At 73.5% G+C, this 20001-nt stretch carries 16 protein-coding genes; 13 read left to right on the top strand and 3 right to left on the bottom strand.

Annotated elements, in window-relative coordinates; all coding sequences use genetic code 11:
• The first annotated feature begins 146 nt into the window (after positions 1-146).
• The 5 genes from ACH35V_RS08855 to cutA all read left to right on the top strand — a co-directional run bounded on the left by ACH35V_RS08855 (position 147) and on the right by cutA (position 7285).
• A complete protein-coding gene (locus ACH35V_RS08855; RefSeq protein ID WP_395971168.1) occupies positions 147-1919 on the top strand; it encodes a PucR family transcriptional regulator in 1773 nt (590 codons plus the stop codon).
• Between the two features lie 188 nt (positions 1920-2107).
• Complete coding sequence (locus ACH35V_RS08850; RefSeq protein ID WP_395971167.1) at positions 2108-3523, top strand: uracil-xanthine permease family protein; 1416 nt, start codon at positions 2108-2110, stop codon at positions 3521-3523.
• Positions 3520-4383 (top strand): FAD binding domain-containing protein, encoded by an 864-nt coding sequence (locus ACH35V_RS08845; RefSeq protein ID WP_395971166.1) that lies wholly within the window; start codon positions 3520-3522, stop codon positions 4381-4383. Before ACH35V_RS08850 ends, ACH35V_RS08845 begins: the two co-directional genes overlap by 4 nt.
• A gap of 1 nt (position 4384) precedes the next feature.
• On the top strand, positions 4385-4870 hold the full coding sequence (locus tag ACH35V_RS08840) for a (2Fe-2S)-binding protein (RefSeq protein WP_395971165.1): 486 nt from the start codon (positions 4385-4387) through the stop codon (positions 4868-4870).
• Positions 4871-7285 (top strand): aerobic carbon-monoxide dehydrogenase large subunit, encoded by a 2415-nt coding sequence (cutA, locus tag ACH35V_RS08835; protein ID WP_395971164.1) that lies wholly within the window; start codon positions 4871-4873, stop codon positions 7283-7285.
• 172 nt (positions 7286-7457) lie between these two features.
• On the opposite strand, the gene ACH35V_RS08830 is transcribed toward cutA, so the two are convergent.
• Positions 7458-8279 (bottom strand): polysaccharide deacetylase family protein, encoded by an 822-nt coding sequence (locus ACH35V_RS08830; protein ID WP_395972031.1) that lies wholly within the window; start codon positions 8277-8279, stop codon positions 7458-7460.
• A 229-nt stretch (positions 8280-8508) separates the two neighbouring features.
• On the opposite strand from ACH35V_RS08830, the gene ACH35V_RS08825 reads away from it, so the two are divergent.
• Positions 8509-9153 (top strand): carbon monoxide dehydrogenase subunit G, encoded by a 645-nt coding sequence (locus ACH35V_RS08825; RefSeq protein ID WP_395971163.1) that lies wholly within the window; start codon positions 8509-8511, stop codon positions 9151-9153.
• A 27-nt stretch (positions 9154-9180) separates the two neighbouring features.
• Here the strand turns inward: ACH35V_RS08825 and ACH35V_RS08820 are convergent, their stop codons facing one another.
• The gene (locus ACH35V_RS08820) at positions 9181-9555 is read right to left on the bottom strand and encodes an FKBP-type peptidyl-prolyl cis-trans isomerase (RefSeq protein ID WP_395971162.1); all 375 of its coding nucleotides are present in this window, start codon (positions 9553-9555) and stop codon (positions 9181-9183) included.
• Between the two features lie 134 nt (positions 9556-9689).
• On the opposite strand from ACH35V_RS08820, the gene ACH35V_RS08815 reads away from it, so the two are divergent.
• Together ACH35V_RS08815 and ACH35V_RS08810 are read left to right on the top strand one after the other, a co-directional pair.
• Positions 9690-11744, top strand: a complete 2055-nt coding sequence (locus ACH35V_RS08815; RefSeq protein ID WP_395971161.1) for a hydantoinase/oxoprolinase family protein — start codon at positions 9690-9692, stop codon at positions 11742-11744.
• The gene (locus tag ACH35V_RS08810) at positions 11741-13558 is read left to right on the top strand and encodes a hydantoinase B/oxoprolinase family protein (protein WP_395971160.1); all 1818 of its coding nucleotides are present in this window, start codon (positions 11741-11743) and stop codon (positions 13556-13558) included. The genes ACH35V_RS08815 and ACH35V_RS08810 overlap by 4 nt, the downstream gene beginning before the upstream one ends.
• Here the strand turns inward: ACH35V_RS08810 and ACH35V_RS08805 are convergent.
• Complete coding sequence (locus ACH35V_RS08805; RefSeq protein WP_395971159.1) at positions 13504-14142, bottom strand: uridine kinase; 639 nt, start codon at positions 14140-14142, stop codon at positions 13504-13506. The genes ACH35V_RS08810 and ACH35V_RS08805 overlap by 55 nt on opposite strands.
• A 39-nt stretch (positions 14143-14181) precedes the next feature.
• On the opposite strand from ACH35V_RS08805, the gene ACH35V_RS08800 reads away from it, so the two are divergent.
• From ACH35V_RS08800 to ACH35V_RS08780, 5 genes are all read left to right on the top strand, one after another.
• Positions 14182-15585: an acyl-CoA synthetase gene (locus ACH35V_RS08800; RefSeq protein ID WP_395971158.1), complete on the top strand. Its 1404-nt coding sequence runs from the start codon at positions 14182-14184 to the stop codon at positions 15583-15585.
• 13 nt (positions 15586-15598) lie between these two features.
• The gene (gene codA / locus ACH35V_RS08795; RefSeq protein ID WP_395971157.1) at positions 15599-16918 is read left to right on the top strand and encodes a cytosine deaminase; all 1320 of its coding nucleotides are present in this window, start codon (positions 15599-15601) and stop codon (positions 16916-16918) included.
• Between the two features lie 91 nt (positions 16919-17009).
• Positions 17010-17942: an ABC transporter ATP-binding protein gene (locus tag ACH35V_RS08790; RefSeq protein ID WP_395971156.1), complete on the top strand. Its 933-nt coding sequence runs from the start codon at positions 17010-17012 to the stop codon at positions 17940-17942.
• Positions 17939-18763, top strand: coding sequence for an ABC transporter permease (locus ACH35V_RS08785; protein ID WP_395971155.1), 825 nt, complete (start codon positions 17939-17941; stop codon positions 18761-18763). The genes ACH35V_RS08790 and ACH35V_RS08785 overlap by 4 nt, the downstream gene beginning before the upstream one ends.
• A gap of 48 nt (positions 18764-18811) precedes the next feature.
• The coding region (locus ACH35V_RS08780; RefSeq protein ID WP_395971154.1) for a sensor histidine kinase at positions 18812-20001 on the top strand (1190 nt) is incomplete at its 3' end.

Here is a 20001-nt window from a genome sequence, read left to right as displayed (position 1 = left end):
TAGAACGGCCCCCGCACCGGACGTATGGAGAAAGCTGCCAAGGATGCTTGTCATCGTTCGTCTTAGTTGTCAGTGTTGATCAGGAAGCGGTAGCGATCACGCCGTAACGGGCGATGTACGCACCAAATAGCGAGGTGACCCCTGGCATGAGCTACACCAGCACAGCGGACCCGGGCCCACCGGCCCTGCGGCTCGCGAGCACCGGAACACTGACCTACGGCCTGTCGGTCGGGGAGGTCCTCGGCGTCAGCACCCTGAACGGCGCCCGCCTCATCGCCGGCCGGGCCGGTCTCGAAAGGATCGTCCAGCGGCTCAACGTGATGGAGGTCCCCGACATCCTGTCGTGGGTGAAGCCGAACGAGCTCCTCCTCACCACCGGCTACCCCCTGCGCAACACTCCCCAGTCGCTCGACAACCTGGTCTCCGACCTGGACGAGCGCGGACTCGCGGCCCTCGCCATCAAACTCGGCCGCTACCTGGACTCGCTCCCCGCCGAAATGATCGCGCAGGCCGACCGCCGCGGCTTCCCCCTGATCCTGCTCCCCAACGACGTCGGCTTCGACGACATCCTGAACCAGGTCCTGACCGACATCCTGAACCGGCAGGCGTCCGTCCTCGCCCGCACCGAGGAGGTGCACCGCGCGCTCGTGCAGATCGTGCTGTGCGGCGGCGGCCTCCAGGAGGTCGTCGACGAGGTCGCGACGCTCCTGGACGTCGCCGTCGTCGTCGTGGACGGCGAGCAGCGCGTCCTCGCCGGCGCCGGTCCGGACGAGCACGTCCAGGCCATGCGGGCGTTCGACGCGGGCCGGCACGCGGCCTGCGGGCGCGGCGGCTGCGGCATCATCGGCGCGCACGGCACCGGCGACCACCTGGTCGTGCCGGTGATGGCGGGCGGCTTCGACCACGGCCGCATCATCGCCTTCAGCCCGGGCGGCACGCTGCGCGGCACCGACCTCGGCATCCTCGAACGCGCCGCGACCGTCGCCGCGCTCGTGGTGACGAAGCAGCAGGCCGTCGCCGCCGTCGAGAGCAAGTACCGCGCCGACTTCCTCCGCGACATCCTCGCCGGGCGCGCGGGCGACGACGACAGGGTCATCGCGCACTGCGCCGGCTTCGGCTGGGACCTCGACCGTCCCGTGATGGTCGTCGTCGCCGAGCTCGACGGCCGCCCGCGCGGCAACCCGTCCGCCCCCGAGACGGACGGGAAGGCACGCGGCAAGGGCGCCGAGCCGGAGAGCGCCACGCGCAGCGGCGGCCGCGGCGTGGAAGAGCGGTCCGCGCAGGAGCGGCTCGCCGCGGCGTGGACGACGGCGGTCCGGCGGCACGACCGCGGCGCCGCCGTCGCGAGCTTCGCGCACGAGGTCGTCGCGGTCATCGGCGCGGACGGCGGCGACCCCGCCGAGCTGACGGCCGGGCCCGTCCAGGCGATGCTCAAGGAGGCGTCGTCGATCTTCGCCGAGCATCTGCCGGTGCGCCGGACGTTCTCCACCGGCATCAGCCGGACGGTGACGTCCCCGGCAGCGCTGCCCGAGGCGTACGAGCAGGCCGTCAAGGCCGTGCGGGTCGGACGGCAGCTCAACGGCGCGGGCGCGCGGGCGCACTTCGACCAGCTCGGGGTGTACCGGCTGCTGAGCCTCGTGTCCGACCCGGAGGAACTGCACGCCTTCGTCCGGGAGACGCTCGGCGACCTGGCGTCCGACGACGAGCCGGAGCTGGTCGACCTGCGCCGCACCCTGCAGGTGCTGCTGGAGACCAACCTCAACGTCGCGGAGACCGCCCGCCGCCTCCACTTCCACTACAACACGCTGCGGTACCGCATCGGGAAACTGGAGCGGATGCTCGGAGCGTTCACGGAGGACGCCCATCTGCGTCTCAACCTCACCCTCGCCCTTCACGTACTGCGCATGCGCGGTATCTGAGGGTAACCGAGGGTAGTGCTCCCTTCTCGGTGATCTTCCGGTGACGCGCCGTTCCTGCCGAACCGGCGGACGGGCTTTGGCAGATGTCGCCGATGCCCGCCGACCGGGGTAGATCTACCGTGCCCGCATGAACGCGGACGGTCGAGCGTGCCGCGGCGGCGGGGACGGTTGAGCGGGAGGGGCCCCTGATGGTGTTCGGCTGGAAGCTGCACGGGGACGGGCGCACTCCGCCGCCCGGCGAGGTCGTCCGACCGGACGAGCGGCTGTCGTGGCCGCGCACGGCGGGGATCGGCGCGCAGCACGTGGTGGCGATGTTCGGCGCGACGTTCGTGTTCCCCGTCGTGATGGGCCTGGACCCGAACCTGGCGATCATGATGTCCGGGGTCGCGACGGTCCTGTTCCTGCTGATCGTGGGCGGCCGGGTGCCGAGCTACCTCGGCACGAGCGCGTCGTTCGTCGGCGCGGTCGCGGCGATCCGCGCGGCGGGCGGCGACAGCGCGACGGTGACCGGCGCGATCCTCGTCGCGGGCGCCGTGCTGGCGGCGGTCGGCCTCCTGATCCACTTCGTCGGCGGCGACGTCATCCACCGGGTGTTCCCGCCGGTGGTGACCGGCGCCGTCGTGATGCTGATCGGGTTCAACCTGGCGCCGGTGGTCGCGACCGTCTACTGGCCGCAGGACCAGTGGGTCGCGCTGGCGACGCTGGGCTTCGCGGTGTTCTGCGCGGTGCTGCTGCGCGGGTTCTGGGCGCGGATCGCGGTGCTGCTGGCGCTGGTGTTCGGGTTCCTCCTGTCATGGCTTCTCGACAACACGGTCGGGACGGTCACGTCAGTTCTCCCTGGCCAGAACCTGCTGGACGCGTCCGGCAAGCCCTGCACGGCCGAGGGCACGTACTGCGTCGCGACCGCGTTCCCGCACGACCGGGTCAACTTCTCCAGCGTTGACGCGGCCGACTGGTTCGGGTTTCCCAGCCTGCACGGCCCCGATTTCAAGACCTCGGCGATCCTGCTGGCGCTGCCCGCGGTGATCGCGCTGATCGCGGAGAACACCGGGCACGTCAAGGCCGTCGCGGCGATGACCGGCGACGACCTCGACCCCGTCCTCGGCCGGGCCATCACCGCCGACGGCGTCGGCACCGCGCTCGCCTCCGCGGTCGGCGGCTCCCCGACCACCACCTACGCCGAGAACATCGGCGTCATGGCCGCCACGCGGATCTACTCGACCGCCGCGTACTACGTCGCCGCGGCCGTCGCGATCCTGTTCGGGCTGTGCCCCAAGTTCGGCGCGCTGGTCGCCGCGACGCCCGGCGGCGTCCTCGGCGGCATCACCGTCGTGCTGTACGGGATGATCGGGCTGCTCGGCGCGAAGATCTGGATCGAGAGCCGGGTGGACTTCGCCGACCCGGTCAACCTCGTCCCGGTCGCGGCGGGCGTCATCCTCGCGATCGGGAACGTGACACTGGACATCACCGACGACTTCCCGCTGCAGGGCATCGCGCTCGGGACGATCGCCGTCCTCGTCGGCTACCACGTCCTGAACGCGGTCCGCGGACCGAGCGGCCAGGGCGGCGGCGTCATCGCGCCCACCGACCGGGCGGCCGGATGAAGCCGCCGCCGTTCGGCTACCACGCCCCGGCCACCGTCGCCGAGGCGCTGGACGCGCTGGACGCGGAGCCGTCCGGGAAGGTCCTGGCGGGCGGGCAGAGCCTCATCCCGCTGCTGAACATGCGGCTGGCCGCGCCGCCTGAGCTGGTCGACATCAACCGCGTCGCCGAACTCGACACCCTGCACGTGGGGGACGACGGCGTCCGGGCCGGCGCGCTGGCCCGGCACGCGCGGGTGGAGCGCTCGCCGGAGGCCGCGGCCGTCCAGCCGCTGCTCGGGCAGGCGCTCCGGCACGTCGCGCATCCCGTCATCCGCAACCGCGGCACGGTCGTCGGGAGCCTCGTGCACGCCGACCCGGCCGCCGAGCTGCCCGCCGTGCTGGCCCTCCTCGGCGGGACGGTCGAGGCGGCGTCGGCGCGCGGGCGTCGCACCATCCCGGCCGCCGAGTTCTTCCTCGGGCCGATGGAGTCGGCGCTGAAACCGGGCGAGCTGGCCGTCTCCGCGTTCTTCCCGGCCGCGCCGCCCCGCACCGGCACCGCGTTCACGGAGACGGCGCGGCGGCACGGCGACTACGCGCTCGCGGGCGTCGCCGCCGTCGTCACCCTGGACGAGGACCTGCGCGTCTCCGCGGCCCGCGCCGGGTACCTCGGGATCTCCGCGACGCCGCTCGTCCTCGACCTGACCGGCCCCGCCGGGCCGCACGGCGACTGGACGGCCGCGGCCGCGCACGTCCGCGAGCGGATCGACCCGGAGACCGACATCCACGCGGGCGCGGCCTACCGGCGGCACCTGACCGGCGTCCTCACCGAGCGCGCGTTCAAGGCCGCGGCGGCCGAGGCATTGCGGAAGGCGGGGGAGTGACGTGGAGGAGAGCTTCGAGGTCGCGCTGACCGTCAACGGGACGCACCGCGCCGCCCGCGTCCCGGCGCGCCGGCTGCTGTCGGACCTGCTCCGGCACGACCTCGGGCTCACCGGCACGCACGTCGGCTGCGAGCACGGCGTCTGCGGCTGCTGCACCGTCCTGCTGGACGGGGAGCCGGTGCGGTCGTGCCTGATGCTCGCCGTCACCGCCTCCGGCCACGAGATCACCACCGTGGAGGGCCTCGCCGACGAGGACGGGACGCCGTCGCCCGTGCAGCGCGCGTTCCGCGAATGCCACGGCCTGCAATGCGGCTTCTGCACGCCCGGGTTCCTCTGCACGGTGACGGCGCTGCTGCGCGAGACGCCCCGCCCCACCGAGGACCAGGTCCTTGAGGGCATCTCCGGGAACCTGTGCCGCTGCACCGGGTACCAGAACATCGTCAAATCGGTGCACCGAGCCGCCGACATTCTGGCTGAGGAGTCGTAGATGGGGACGCGGGTGTTCGGCGAGCCGGTCAAGCGCCGCGAGGACGCGCGCCTCCTCACCGGCCGCGGCCGCTACCTCGACGACCTGGGACGGGACGCGCTCGCGGCGGCGTTCGTCCGGTCGCCGCACGCGCACGCCCGGATCACCGACATCGACGTGTCCGGCGCCCTGGACGTCGACGGCCTCGTCGCCGTCTACACCTGGGAGGACCTGCCCGGACGGGTCGGCGAGCCGCTTCCGCTGCTCATCCCGCACCCCGCGCTGACGCACGGCCGCACCGGATATCCGCTGGCGCGCGACGTCGTCCGGCACGTCGGGGAGCCCGTCGTGATGGTCGTCGCCCGCGACCGGTACCTGGCCGAGGACGCCGCCGAACGCATCCGCGTGGAGTACGAGCCGCTCCCGCCCGTCGTCGGCATCGAGGCCGCGACGCGGGCGGAGCGCCTCGTCCACGACGACGTGCCCGGCAATGTCGGGGCGGTGCTCGTCCAGGAGACCGGGGACGCCGCCGCCGCGATCGACGCCGCCCCGCACGTGCTGGAGTTCAGCCTCGCGATCGAGCGCAGCGCGTCCATGCCGCTGGAAGGGCGTGGCGTCTACGCGCGGTGGGACGCCGACGACGGGTCGCTGCGCGTGTACTCGTCCACGCAGGCGTCCACCAGCGTGCGCGCCGCGATCGCCGCGCGGCTCGGGCTGCCGAACGGCAAGGTCGAGGTCGTCGCGCCGGACGTCGGCGGCGGGTTCGGCGTGAAGATCGTCCACCCGTGGCCGGAGGAGGTGCTCGTCCCGTGGGCGGCGCGGCTGCTCGACCGCGAGCTCAAATGGACCGAGGACCGCCGCGAGCACTTCGTGTCCTCCGCGCACGAGCGCGGCCAGCTCCAGGACGTCCGGGTCGGGTTCGACGACGCGGGCCGCATCCTCGGCCTCGACGTGAAGATCCGGCACGACCACGGCGCCTACACCCCGTACGGGATCATCATCCCGATCGTCACGTCCACGCAGCTCCTCGGCCCGTACAAGATCGGCGCCTACCGGGCGGAGGTGACGAGCCTCTACACCAACACGCTGATCGTCACCCCGTACCGGGGCGCGGGACGCCCGCAGGGCGTGTTCTGCATGGAGCGGACCATGGACCGCGTCGCCCGCCACCTCGGCCTCGACCGCGCCGACGTCCGCGCCGCGAACTTCATCCAGCCCGACGAGTTCCCCTACGACCAGGGCCTCACCTTCCAGGACGGCCGCCCGCTGATCTACGACTCGGGCGACTACCCGGAGCTGCTCCGCAAGGCGCGGGAGCTGATCGGCTGGGACGGCTTCGACGCCGAGCGCGCCGCCGCCGCGTCCCGGGGCCGCCGCCTCGGCATCGGCCTCGGCGTCTACGTGGAGGGGACGGGCGTCGGCCCGTACGAGGGCGGGCACGTCGAGATCGACACGTCCGGGCGGGTGCACGTCTCGACCGGGCTGACGTCGCAGGGCCAGGGCCACGAGACCGTGTTCGCGCAGATCGCGGCCGCGGAGTTGGGCGTCCCGATCGGGGACGTGCACGTCACGACGGGCGACACCCGCCGGTTCGGGTACGCGGTCGGGACGTTCGCGTCCCGCGCCGCCGTGATGAGCGGCAACGCGATCGCGCTGGCGTGCCGGAAGGTCCGCGGCAAGGCGCTGCGGATCGCGGGCGAGGCGCTGGAGGCCGACCCGCGCGACCTGGAGATCACGGACGGGGTCGTGCACGTCAAGGGCGACCCGTCGGCGTCCGTGCCGCTGCGGACGGTCGCGGTCCTGTCGAACCCGCTGCGGTACGCGTTCGACCAGGAGGCCGCGGCGGCGACGCAGTTCGCGGTCGGCCGTCCCGTCACCGAACCACCCGTCGCGGCCGGGGACGAGCCCGGCCTGGAGGGGCGGGACTACTACTCGCCCGTCCGGTCCACGTTCGCCGCCGGGGCGCACGCCGCGATCGTGGAGGTCGACCCGGACACGGCGGAGATCGCGATCCTGCGGTACGCGGTCGTCCACGACTGCGGGCGGCTCATCAACCCGATGGTGGTGGAGGGGCAGATCCACGGCGGAGTCGCGCAGGGCATCGCCGGCGCGCTGTACGAGCGGATGGTGTACGACGAGTCGGGCCAGCTGCTGAACGCGTCGTTCATGGACTTCCTGATGCCGTACGCGACGGAGATCCCGCGCATCGAGACCGACCACCTGGAGACGCCGTCGCCGCTGAACCCGCTGGGCATCAAGGGCGCGGGGGAGGCGGGCGTCATCCCGGTGTCGGCGGTGATCGCGTCGGCGGTGGAGGACGCGGAGGGCGTCCGCGTGGACGCGATGCCGCTCTCCCCGGACGCCCTCTACGAGCTGCGCCAAAAGGCGGCGAACGACCCGTCGTTGGTCGTCCGGGAAAGCGCGCGAACGTTGTAGTGCTGGCGGGGTCGGCTCGCCGGTGATCAGCAGGCGGGGGACCTCAACCTGGGTTGGGTGCTGGCGGGGTCGGCTCGGGTGCGGGGGACCTCAACCCCGCCAGCGTGTTGACCCTAGTGAACGGGGGTGCGGGCGCTCGGCGTAACCGGGATTCCTCCGGGAAGGTCGGCTTTCAGCCGCCCGCGGGCGCGGGCTTGTCGGGGGCGTTGCCGCCGAGCGACTTCGGCAGGTAGTTCTGGACGGCGGCGGGCCGGAACCCGGCCTGCTGGATCCAGCCGAGGATCGTCACGAGGTCCTTGGCGAGCCCCTTGCGGTAGTGCATCAGGATGACATCGCCCGGCCTGAACCCCTTGCCGCCGTCGCCGCGCGCGAAGCCGTTGAACCCGACCCCGGGCCCGGTGGTGCCGTTGTAGAACTCCGCCGACCACAGCAGCACCGACTTGATGCCGCACTGCTTGGCGACCTGCCGGGTCGTCTGGTTGAAGCTGCCGAACGGCGGCCGGAAGATCTCGGGACGGCGCCCGTACTGCTTCTGGATGTCGTCGGACGCGTCGCAGATCTGCTTCTTCTGCCTGTCGGCGGGGAGCGTCCCCATGTTGGGGTGGCTGACCGTGTGGTTCTCCATGCGCGAGCCCGCGTTGCGCATGGCCCAGAAGTACTGTCCCTGGCCTTTGATGTAGGTGGAGGTCAGGAACGTCATGATGGGAACCTTCCGCGTGCGGACGAGGTTCACGAACTCCGAGTCGTACTCGTAGCCGTCGTCGATGGTGAGGAAGACGACGCGCTCCTGCGTCTCGATGCGGCTGACGACCGGGGGCAGCCCGTCCTGGGACGGGGGCGGCGGCGTCCAGGAGCCGGGCTTCGGCGTCGCCCACTTCTGGTCGCCGAGGACGGCGGCGAGCTGCGTCCGCATCGACGGCCCCGAGTCGCCGGCCCGCGCGGTCAGGACGGGCCAGCCGCCCGCGGCCACGCCGACCACGCCGGCGGCAACCATGCTGATCACGGGGGTCGTACCTCGCATCGGCCGCGTACTCCGTTCGGTTCGGCTGGGGATCTCGCATCGGTTGACGCGCGGGTGGCGAGGGGAGTTCGCACCCGGCGGAACCTGCCGGACATATCTGACCATTTCCCACGAGCGCGCGGGCGCATCTGCCCAATCCTCGGCGTGTACTCGGCAGATGTTGCCGTTCGGCGCGGCGGCGCCATTCCCTAAAGTCGGGTCCATGCAGCTCACCGGCAGTGCCACCGTCGCCGCGCCGCTCGCCAGGGTGTGGGACGCGCTCCAGGATCCGGCGGTCCTGGCGAGGACGATCCCCGGATGCCGCTCCCTGGAGGAGACGGGCCCGGACACGTACCGCATGACCGTCACCGCGGGCGTCGCCTCGATCCAGGGGACGTACGTGGGGCGGGTCGAGCTCGCCGATCCCGACCCGCCGCGCTCGTTCGTGCTGCGGGCGCGGGGCCAAGGCGCGCCCGGCACGGTGGACGCGACCGTCCGCGTCCGGCTCACCGACGGCGACGGCTCGACCCGGATCGACTACGACGCGGACGCGGTCGTCGGCGGGATGGTCGGCGGCGTCGGGCAGCGGATGCTGGGCAGCGTCGCCAAGCGCACCGCGGGCGAGTTCTTCGCCGCGGTCGAACGCGACCTCGTCGCGCCCCCGCCCCCACCGCCCGCCGCGCACGAGGCCGTGGCGACGGGCGCGCAGGCGGAGGCGGGCGCGGTCTACGCGGGACGCGCGGCGGCGGCCGGGCCGGAGCGCGCGGCCACCGGCTGGCCGATGGTCGTCGCGTTCGGCTCCGGCGGCCTCGTCGCCCTCATCGGCGTGCTGCTCGGCTACCTGCTCGGCCGCCGCTCCCGCCGCTGAACGGCCCGCCGCCGACCCTCGGGGGCGTCAGTTCACCGCGAGGAGGTCGACGACGAAGATGAGCGTCTCGCCCGGCTTGATGGCCGGGCTCGGGCTGCGGTCGCCGTAGGCGAGGTGCGGCGGGATGACGAGCTTGCGGCGCCCGCCGACCTTCATCCCGGCGACGCCCATGTCCCAGCCCTTGATGACGCGTCCGGCGCCGAGCGGGAAGTCGAACGTGCCGCCCCGGTTCCAGGACGCGTCGAACTCCTCGCCGGTCGACCACGACACGCCGACGTAGTGCATCGAGACGTTCGAGCCCTTCACGGCCTCCGGACCGTCGCCCTCGGTGATGTCGGTGATGTCGAGGTACGTGGGCGGCTGTCCCTCGGGGAAGTCGATCTCGGGGCGTTCCAGGGCCATGAACGGGCTCCAGCGTCTCGTCGGAAATCGGAACTGCTCAGCCTAGCCCTAACGCGCCCTCACGAAAGACGATCCCGTCCGTTGGCAGATTGCGACGGTTTCCCAGGTGGGCGGCGTCCGGTAGACCCGTGTTCATGACGAGGGGCACGGCGAGGCGGCTGCGGATCGGGATCGACACGGGCGGGACGTTCACCGACGTCGTCGCGCTGGACGAGGACGGCGGCGGGCTCGTCACCACGAAGACGCCCTCCACGCCCGCCGACCCGGCGGAGGGGTTCGCGGACGGCGTCGCGAAGGTCCTCGCCCTCCTCGGCGCGGAACCGTCGGAGGTGGCCGCGCTGTCGCACGGCACGACGGTCGCGACGAACCGCCTCCTGGAGGACCGGATCGACGACCTCGGCTTCGTCACCACCGAGGGCTTCGAGTCGATCCTGGAGATCGCGCGGCAGAGCGTCCCGGACGGCTACGGCAACAGCTACTTCTGGGTGAAGCCGCCGCGGATCGTCGCGGCGCACCGGGTCCGGACGGTCGGCGGGCGGCTCGACCACACCGGCGCCGAGCTGCGCCCGTTCGACGAGGCGTCGGCGGTCGCGGCGGCCCGCTGGTTCCGCGACGAGGGGATCCTCGCGATCGGGGTGTGCTTCCTGCACTCCTACGCCGACCCGTCGCACGAACTCGCGATGCGGGACGTGCTGGCCCGCGAGCACCCGGACGCGGTCGTGTCGCTGTCGTGCGAGGTGCTGCGCGAGTACCGCGAGTACGAGCGGTCGGTGACGACGCTGGTGGACGCCGCCGTCAAGCCCGCGATGAACGGCTACCTCGCCCGGATCGGCGAGCGGGTCGAGTCCCGGCTGCTGGTGATGAAGAGCAACGGCGGCGTGCTGTCGGCGGACGAGGTCGCCCGGCAGCCGATCACGACCGTCCTGTCGGGCCCGGCCGCCGGTGCGCTCGGCGCGGCGTTCGTCGTGTCCCATAGTGGGCACGGCTCGGTCGTGACCTTGGACGGGGGCGGGACGTCCACGGACGTCGCGGTCGTCCTGGACGGCGAGCCGACCCTCACCACCGAGGGCTCGATCGGCCGCCATCCCGTCAAGATCCCGATGATCGACATCGTGACGGTGGGTGCGGGCGGCGGGTCGGTGGCGTGGCGGTCGCCGGAGGGCGCGCTGAAGGTCGGGCCGCGCAGCGCGGGCGCCGACCCCGGCCCGCTCTGCTACGGGCGCGGCGGCACGGAGGCGACGGTGACGGACGCGCACGCCGTCCTCGGCCGCATCCCGCCGCACCTGCTCGGCGGCGAGGTGCCCCTGGACGTGGCCGCCGCCCGCGCGGGCCTCGACGCGCTCGCGGGCGCTCTCGGCCTGCCGGTCGAGCGGGCCGCCGCGGGCATCCTGGAGATCTCGGCGTGGAACCAGGCCAACGCGATCCGGCAGATCACCGTCAAGCGGGGCCTGGACGTCCGCGACTACCCGCTGGTCGCGTTCGGCGGGTCGGGCCCGCTGCTGGCCTGCCGCCTGCTGGACGTGCTCGGCCTTCCCGCCGCCGTGATCCCGGAGAACCCCGGCAACCTGTCGGCGTTCGGGCTGCTCACGGTGGACGTGAAGAACGACTACGTCCGGACGCGCGTCGTCCGCGACGCCGAACTCGACCCCGCCGTCCTGGACGGGATCTACGCCGACCTGGAATCGGACGCCGCGCGGGCGCTCGCCCGCGAAGGGTTCCCTGACGATCGCCGCCGCTTCGCCCGCTCCGCCGACCTCCGCTATTACGGGCAGGCGTTCGAGGTGCGCGTCCCCGCCCCCGCCGGGCACCCGGACGAGGCGTTCCGCGCCGAGGTCGTCCGCCGGTTCCACGACGCCCACGAGGCCCTCTACGGGTACTGCTACCGCGACGACGCGCGGCATCCCGTCGAGTGGGTCAACCTGCGCGTCTCCGGCATCGGCCCGATCGCCCGCCCGCGCCTCAGCGAGCGTCCGCCGGGAGACGGCGACCCGTCGCGCGCCCTGACCGGCACGCGGACGGTCTACTTCGACGCGTGGGAGGAGGCGGCCGTCTACCGCCGCGAGAAACTCGCCCCGGGCGACGCCGTCGCGGGCCCGGCCGTCATCGAGGAGTTCGGGTCGACGCTGCCGCTGCACCCCGGCTTCACCGCGGAACTCGACGGCTACGGCAACCTGGTGGTGACGCGATGACCATCGACCCGATCCTGCTGGAGATCGTCGAGGGGACGCTCGCGTCGGTCGAACGGGAGGTCGAGACGGCCATCGCGCGGACGGCCCGCTCCCCGATGATCCGGGACGCGCACGACTTCCGCGCGGGCATCCACGACCGGCGGCTCCGCAAGCTGACCGGACGCTCGTACTCCGCGCTCGTCCAGCCGATCGCCCGCGACTTCCCGCCCGGGGAGATGCGTCCGGGCGACGTGTTCTTCCACAACGACGTGTACCTGTCGGAGGGAGGCATCGGGCATCTGCCCGACCTGTGCGTCACCGTCCCGGTGTTCCACGATGGCGTGGTGGTCGCGTTCGTCCAGGCGTTCGGGCACCACGACGACATCGGCGGCGCCGTCCCCGGATCGATGCCGAGCCATGCCCGCAGCGCGTTCGAGGAGGGCCTGATGGTCCCGCCGATCAAGCTGTGGGACGAGGGCGTCCCGAACCGGGCGGCCCTGACGATCATGACCCGCAACTCACGGATGCCCGACTCGCTCGCCGGCGACCTGGACGCCGAGTGCTCCGCCTGCCTGATGGGCACCCGCCGCCTCGGCGACCTGTTCGCCCGCTACGGCCGCGCCGCCGTCGAGGCGTGCTTCGACGCGATCATCGACCGGACGACGGAGACGTTCCGCCGCGAGCTGCTCGCCAAGATCCCGGACGGCGTGTTCGTCTGGGAGGACTACGCCGAGCACGACGGCGTCGACCCGCCCCGCCTGCACGCCCAGCGGATCACGCTGACGGTCGACAAGGCCGCGGACGTCCCGCTGGTCATCGACTTCGCCGGGACGTCCCCGCAGGCCAAGGGCCCGATCAACCACGCGGGCGACTACTCGGACGGCGTGTTCCTGAAGAAGTGGCTTGCGCCCGTCCTGCGGAACCTGGCCGACACGCCGGAGCGGGCCGCCGAGCTCGACGTCAACGAGGGCGTCGTGCCGCTCGTCGAGATGCGGTTCCCGGAGAAGGGCACGCTGCTCACGCCCGTCTTCCCGGCCCCGACGAACGCCCGCACGTTCGTGATCCTGCGGCTGCTGGGCGTCCTCGCGGGCGTCCTGGCGAAGGCCACGGGCGGGCGGATGCCCGCCGACCAGGAGACGATCCGCTACACCGGCGTCTACGGCGAGGACGACCGCGGCCCGTACCTGATGCGGGAGGTGCTCGGCGGCGGCTCCGGGGGCCGCTACTACGCGGACGGCGAGGACACCATCCACGTCGTGCCCGACTCCCGCAACATCCCCGCCGAGTTCGCCGAGGCCCGCTGGCCGTTCATCGTCGAGCGCCTCGGCCTCGCGACCGACTCCGGCGGGCCGGGGGAGCACCGGGGCGGGCTCGGCTACGACAAGCACATCCGGATGCTCCGCGACGCCCACTACATGTCGATCGCGGACCGGTCGATCCTGTCGTGCTGGGGCGTCGACGGCGGCCGCGCGGGACGTCCCTTCCGCGTCGACATCGACGGCGAGGAGATGGACGGCCTCGTGGACGACCACCCCGTCAAGGCCGGGCAGGTCATCCGTATCCGCACGACCGGTGGAGGCGGCTGGGGCGACCCCCTGAAGCGCGACCCGTCCCGCGTGGCCGCCGACGTCCGCGACGGCAAGGTGTCGGTGGACGGCGCCCGCGACGACTACGGAGTCGTCCTGACCGGCGGCGTCGTCGACGAGGAAGCGACCGCCGCCCTGCGGGAGCGGCTGCGCGCCGAACGCGGCCCCGCGCCGTTCTTCGACAGGGGCCCCGGCTATGCCGAACTGTCGGGCGGGTCGCCGTCCGCCGACGTCGACGCCGTCGAGTAGGTCCGGAAGCGATGGGACGTGAACGCGGTGCCGTCCACGAGGAGGCCGCAGCGGGCGCGGGTGCCGTCGGCGGCGAAGAACGCCGTCTCGCGGGTGCTCCACGCGTCCCAGGCGTCGGCGTACTCGGGGCCGTCGCGGTCGACGGCGCGGGCGCGGCGCAGGTCGTGCGGCGCGTCGATCCAGATGCGGAACGCGGCGGGCGACCCCGCCCACGCGGCCCCGACGCCCTCGACGATCAGGACGGGCCCGGCCGGGATCTCCTCGTCCGGCCCGTACAGGTCGCGGTGCCAGTCGTAGCGGCGCAGGTGAGCGGGCCGCCCGTCGCGGATCGGGTCGAGGACGGCCGCGCGGAGCGGTCCCCACCAGGTGAGCGGGTCGGCGTCCCACGGCACGCGGAAGTCGTCCGACCGCACCACCGGCGCGCCGACCAGGACCTCCGCCAGGTGATCGGCGAACGTCGACTTCCCCGCGCCGCTCGGCCCGTCGATCGCGACGACGCGCGCCGGGCCGCACGACGGCGGCAGCGCCAGCAGCCGGGCGGCGAGCGCGGGGTAGGTCAGGGCTGCACCCTGCGGGAACGACACGGAAGGCATACTTCCAGGACGAGACGGAGAGGGGCGACGATGGACCTGCTCGGCGCGACGGGCGGCCCGGTGCGGATCGCGGGACGCGGCCTGCCGCGCGACGAGCTGTTCGGCTGGGCGTCGGCCGTGGCCGCGGAGATCCGGGGCGCGGACGCCGTCGCCGTCAACGCGACGGCGTCGCTGGAGACGGTCGCGGCGGTCGTCGGCGGCCTCCTCGCGGGCGTCCCGGTCGTGCCGGTGCCGCCCGACTCCGGCCCCGCCGAACGCGCGCACATCCTCGGCGACTCCGGCGCGAGCCTCCTCCTCGCCGCCCGCGACGCGGGACCTCCGGCGGAAGGCGAACCGCCGCTCATCCCCGTCGACGCGCTCCCGCACGACGGGAACACGAAGACCGAACCCGACGCCGACGCGACCGCGCTGATCCTCTACACCAGCGGGACGACGGGCGCGCCGAAGGGCGTGCTGATCTCGCGCGGCGCGATCGCCGCCGGGCTGGACGCGCTCGCCGACGCCTGGGCGTGGACGCCGGACGACGTCCTCGTCCACGGCCTGCCCCTGTTCCACGTGCACGGGCTCGTCCTCGGCGTCCTCGGGGCGCTGCGGGTCGGCTCGCCGCTGGTGCACACGGGACGTCCCAAACCCGGCGCCTACGCCGCCGCGGCCCGGGACGACGGCGGGAGCCTGTTCTTCGGCGTCCCCACCGTCTGGTCGAGGACGGCCGCCGACCCGTCCGCCGCGCAGGCCCTCAGCAGTGCGCGGCTGCTCGTCTCAGGCAGCGCGCCCCTGCCGGTGCCCGTCTTCGAGCGGCTCGCGCATCTCACCGGGCACCGGCCGGTCGAGCGGTACGGCATGACCGAGACGCTCATCACGATCAGCGCCCGCGCCGACGGCGACCGGCGTCCCGGATACGTCGGCACGCCGCTGGCCGGCGTCGAGACCCGCCTCGCCGCCGAGGACGGCGGCCGCGTCCCGGCGGACGGCGAGACGCCCGGCGAGCTGCACGTCCGCGCTCCGCTGCTGTTCAAGGGGTACCTCAACCGCCCCGGCGCCACCGCGGAGTCGTTCGCCGGGGACGGCTGGTTCCGCACCGGCGACATCGCGACCATCGGACCGGACGGCTGGCACCGCATCGTCGGCCGCGCGTCCACCGACCTGATCAAGAGCGGCGGCTACCGGATCGGCGCGGGCGAGATCGAGAACGCGCTGCTCGCCCATCCCGGCGTCCGGGAGGCCGCCGTCGTCGGCACCCCGCACGACGACCTCGGCGAGCAGGTCACCGCGTACGTCGTCGCCGACGGCGTCGCCGCACGGCAGCTGATCGACTTCGTGGCGGAGCGGCTGTCGGCCCACAAACGACCCCGCGTGGTGCACCTGGTCGAGTCGCTGCCGCGCAACGCCATGGGCAAGGTCGTCAAGACCCGCCTGGACGACATCACGCCGTAGGAGGCATTCCCCCATGCGCCTCGTGACCAACGCCCGCCTCACCGGCCGCGACGGCCCGCACGACATCGAGATCGACGGCGGCCGCGTCGGCCGCATCGCGCCCGCCGGGCGGCTCGCGGGCGAGGAGTGGATCGACGCGACCGGCTGCTTCGTGAGCCCGCCGTTCGTCGAGCCGCACGTCCACCTCGACACGGCGCTGACCGCCGGGGAGCCGCGCTGGAACGCGTCCGGGTCGCTGTGGGAGGGCATCGCGGTGTGGAGCGAGCGCAAGGCGGCCCTCACCCGCGACGACGTCGTGTCCCGCGCGTCGGAGGTGCTGCGCTGGTACGCGGCGAACGGCGTCCTGCACGTCCGCAGCCATGTGGACGTCACCGACCCCGGTCTCGTCGCGCTGGACGCGATGCTCGCCGTCCGCGACCAGGTCGCCGACGTCATCGGCCTGCAGCTCGTCGCGTTCCCGCAGGAGGGAATCTGCTCGTTCGACCACGGCGCCGAGCTGCTGGAGGAGGCCGCCCGCCGCGGCGTGGACGCGATCGGCGCCATCCCGCACTACGAGGACACCCGCGAGGACGGCGTCCGCTCCCTGGAGATCGCGTTCGACATCGCGCAGCGCCACGGGCTGGCGCTCGACGCGCACTGCGACGAGATCGACGACGACCAGTCCCGGTTCGTGGAGGTCCTGGCGGCGCTCGCCCGGCGCGGCGGGCTCCGCGAACGCGCGACCGCGTCCCACACCACGGCGATGGGCTCCTACTCCGGTGCCTACTCCGGCAAGCTCCAGCGCATCGTCGCCAGCTCCGGAACCAACCTCGTCTGCAACCCCCTCGCCAACCTGTCCCTGCAAGGCCGGCACGACGGCTACCCGAAGCGGCGCGGCCTCACCCAGGTCAAGGAGATGCTCGCCGCCGGGGTGAACGTCGCGTTCGGGCACGACGACGTCATGGACCCGTTCTTCCCGCTCGGCACCGCGTTCCCGCTGCAGGTCGCGCTCGTCGGCGTCGCCGCCGCGCAGCTCACCGCGCCCGCCGAGATCGACGAGGCGTTCGCGATGGTCACCGGGCGGGCCGCGCGCGTCCTCGGGCTCGGCGACCGGTACGGCGTCGAGACCGGCCGCCCGGCGAGCCTCGTCGTGCTGCCCGCCGCGTCGCCGCACGACGCCGTCCGGCGGCAGACCCGGCCGAGCCACGTCGTCGCGCACGGCCGCCTCGTCGCCGAGACCCCGGCCGCCGCGACCCGCCTGACCTGGCCCGGACGGCGCCCGGAGACCGTCGACTTCGCCCGCCCCCGCACCGGGGCCCGCGCCCGGCACGGCGCCGCGGGGAACGGCGGATGACACCTGTCATGCCGATCGGCTGACAGCCGCCGCCGGAACCGGTGATACCCGCTTCTACCGGCGGCCGGGCCCCGATCGCGACGCTATGGGCATGGATACGACCACACCCATCCGCGTCGACGGACTCCGCCAGCGGTACGGCGACTTCGAGGCCGTCGCCGGGATCTCCTTCGAGGTCAGGACCGGTGAGCTGTTCGCGCTCCTCGGCACCAACGGCGCCGGGAAGACGACGACCCTCGAAGCCTTGGAGGGGCACCGGGCCGTCCACGAGGGGACGGTCCGGGTCCTCGGCCGCGACCCGCACCGCGAGCGCCGCACCGTCCGTCCCCGGATCGGCATCATGCTTCAGGAGGGCGGCTTCTTCGCCGACCTCACCGTCGCCGAGACCGTCGACCACTGGCGCGGCTTCACCCCCGCGCCCCGCGACCGCGACGAGGCCGTCGCCCTGGCCGGGCTCACCGAGAAGGCGGACGTGCGGGTCCGGCAGCTGTCCGGCGGCCAGAAACGCCGCCTCGACCTCGCGCTCGCGCTGCTCGGCCGTCCCGCCGTGCTGTTCCTGGACGAGCCCACCACCGGCATGGACCCCGAGGCCCGGCACACCACCTGGAAGATCGTCCGGGACGTCGTCGCGTCCGGCGCCACCGTCCTGCTGACCACCCACTACCTGGAGGAGGCCGAGCAGCTCGCCGACCGGCTCGCCATCCTGCACCGCGGCCGGATCGAGACGTCCGGGACAGTCGGCGACGTCGTCGCCGGGCACGGCGACCGCATCAGCTTCCAGATGCCCGAACGCGTCCGGGTCGCCGAACTCCCAGCCCTGCGCGGCGCCCGCGCCGACATCACCGTCGACGGCGGCCGCACCGTCGCGTCCTACACCGTCACCGGACCCGGCCTCCAGGCGGGCCTGTACGACCTGCTGCGCTGGGCCGACGAGGAACGGGTCCGGCTGGACGGCCTGGAGGCCCGCAGCGCCTCCCTCGAAGACGTCTTCCTCCGCACCGCCGCCGAAGGAGTCACCCGATGAACCTCGCCGCGACCTCCGGTCCCGCCGTCTCCCTCTCCGCCATGCTCCGCGTGTCCCGGCTCGACCTCACCCTCCTGTGGCGCAACAGGTCGTCCCTGGTCACGGTCGTCGGCCTGCCGCTGGTGTTCGCGGGGATGCTCGTCCCGATGAAGGGCATCGACATGGGCGGCGTCGACGCCGCGCTGCTGCAGGGCACCGGCCACCTCGGCTTCTTCCTCGTCTTCGCCGTCCTGATGAACCTCGTCACCGTGTTCACCGCCCGCCGCGAGGACCTGACCCTCAAACGGCTCCGCGGCACCGCCCTGTCGGACACGGAGATCACCGGCGGGAGCGTCCTCACCGCGACCGCGATGTACGCCGTCCAGGCGCTGGCGCTGCTCGTGGTGCTCGGCGCCGCCCTCGGCGGCCGGTTCCCCGCCGACCCGGTGCTCGTCCTGGCGGGCCTCGCGGGCGGCGTCACCGTCTTCGCGGCCCTGGCGTTCGCGCTCTCCGGGGTCAGCCCGACCGCCGAGCTGGCGCAGGTCACCGTCCTGCCGATCATGTTCGGCTGCATGCTCGGCGGCGGGGTCATGTTCCCGCTGGACGACCTGCCCGGCTGGCTCGCGCAGATCTGCCGGTTCACCCCGCTCAGCCCCGTCGTGGAGATCACCAGGACCGGGTACTTCGGGCAGGACTTCCACGACCACTCCGCGCACCCGTCCGTCGGGATCCTGGACGGCTGGCGCGCCGTCCTGCCGTCGTTCGCCGTCCTCGCCGCCTGGGCCGTGCTCGGCCGCGTGCTCGCGGCCCGCCTGTTCCGCTGGGAGCCCCGGCACGCCTGATCAGGGGTGCCGGACCGGTTACAGTGCGACACGAGGAGGAGACGGGACATGACGGTCGCGACGACGGCGGACCTCGAAGCACGTGACACCCGCAGGCTGGAGCGCTACCAGCGGGTCACCTACCGCTCGTTCCTGTGCGCCGCGGTGGGGTTCGTCGGGCCGAGCCTCGCCGGCCTGGCGATGGCCTACTCCGACGGCCGCGCGAGCGTGCCCGTCGTCGTCGCGGCGCTCGCCGGCCTCGCCCTGCTCACCTGGTATTACGCGCGGCTCGTCAAGGCGGGCCTGGCGGGCGGCGCGTCCCGCCGCGACATCGCGCTCAGCGGAGCCGTGACGGCCGCGCTGAGCCTGATGATCCTGACCAGCCCGCTGTTCACCATCGTCCCGGTCTTCTGGGTGTCGGCGCTGGGGCTGTCGCCGATGAGCCGCACGCGGATCGCCGCCCTGTGCGTCGCCACCGGAGCGTTCTGCTCGGCGGTCACCACCGTCTCCGTGGAACGCCTCCACCCCGACGGCGACCTGCCCTGGTACGTCCTCTTCCCGACGATGTTCGCGCTCTACACCGCGGGCTGCGGGATCGTCGTGTTCGTCAACGGCTACCAGCGCCGCATGTGGGACATGCACCAGGAGGCCCACGCCGCCCGCGACGCCCTCGCCCGGCTCGCGGTCACCGAGGAGCGGCTCCGCTTCTCCCGCGACCTGCACGACCTCCTCGGCCACAGCCTCTCCCTCATCGCGGTGAAGAGCGAGCTGGCCATGCGGACGGCGCGCACCGACCCGGACCGCGCGGGCGCCGAGATGGCCGACGTCCGGCGCACCGCGCGGGAGGCGCTGCGCGAGGTGCGGTCCGCCGTCAGCGGGTACCGCGCCGTCGAACTGGACGCCGAGCTGGCCGGGGCGCGGGCCGTGCTGGAGGCCGCCGGGATCCGCTGCGACATCGGAGACCCGCCGGATACGCTGCCGCCCGAGGTCCGCTCGGTGCTGGCCTGGGTCATCCGGGAGGGCGCCACCAACGTGATCAAGCACAGCGAGGCCCGGCGCTGCGCCGTCGCCCTCACCGCCTACGACGGGTCCGTGGTGCTGGAGATGCGCAACGACGGCGTCCACGACGACGACGGCGGGAGCGGCTCGGGCCTCACCGGGCTGGGGGAGCGCGTCGCCGTGCTCGGCGGCGAGATCACGTCCGGGCGGCACGGCCGCGACGGCTTCCTGCTGCGCGCCGCCGTCCCCCTCCCCGCCCC

It is taken from the genome of Actinomadura sp. 1N219 (genome assembly GCF_044326405.1).
GTDB lineage: Bacteria > Actinomycetota > Actinomycetes > Streptosporangiales > Streptosporangiaceae > Spirillospora.
This window is presented reverse-complemented; position numbering and strand designations above follow the sequence as displayed.

Bases quoted from the DNA above. Each gene is read 5' to 3' on its own strand.
- ACH35V_RS08815 (WP_395971161.1), top strand. From the start codon at position 9,690: ATGACGAGGGGCACGGCGAGGCGGCTGCGGATCGGGATCGACACGGGC.
- ACH35V_RS08820 (WP_395971162.1), bottom strand. From the start codon at position 9,555: ATGGCCCTGGAACGCCCCGAGATCGACTTCCCCGAGGGACAGCCGCCC.
- ACH35V_RS08825 (WP_395971163.1), top strand. From the start codon at position 8,509: ATGCAGCTCACCGGCAGTGCCACCGTCGCCGCGCCGCTCGCCAGGGTG.
- ACH35V_RS08850 (WP_395971167.1), top strand. From the start codon at position 2,108: ATGGTGTTCGGCTGGAAGCTGCACGGGGACGGGCGCACTCCGCCGCCC.
- cutA (WP_395971164.1), top strand. From the start codon at position 4,871: ATGGGGACGCGGGTGTTCGGCGAGCCGGTCAAGCGCCGCGAGGACGCG.
- ACH35V_RS08785 (WP_395971155.1), top strand. From the start codon at position 17,939: ATGAACCTCGCCGCGACCTCCGGTCCCGCCGTCTCCCTCTCCGCCATG.
- ACH35V_RS08800 (WP_395971158.1), top strand. From the start codon at position 14,182: ATGGACCTGCTCGGCGCGACGGGCGGCCCGGTGCGGATCGCGGGACGC.
- ACH35V_RS08830 (WP_395972031.1), bottom strand. From the start codon at position 8,279: ATGGTTGCCGCCGGCGTGGTCGGCGTGGCCGCGGGCGGCTGGCCCGTC.
- ACH35V_RS08810 (WP_395971160.1), top strand. From the start codon at position 11,741: ATGACCATCGACCCGATCCTGCTGGAGATCGTCGAGGGGACGCTCGCG.
- ACH35V_RS08845 (WP_395971166.1), top strand. From the start codon at position 3,520: ATGAAGCCGCCGCCGTTCGGCTACCACGCCCCGGCCACCGTCGCCGAG.
- codA (WP_395971157.1), top strand. From the start codon at position 15,599: ATGCGCCTCGTGACCAACGCCCGCCTCACCGGCCGCGACGGCCCGCAC.
- ACH35V_RS08855 (WP_395971168.1), top strand. From the start codon at position 147: ATGAGCTACACCAGCACAGCGGACCCGGGCCCACCGGCCCTGCGGCTC.
- ACH35V_RS08790 (WP_395971156.1), top strand. From the start codon at position 17,010: ATGGATACGACCACACCCATCCGCGTCGACGGACTCCGCCAGCGGTAC.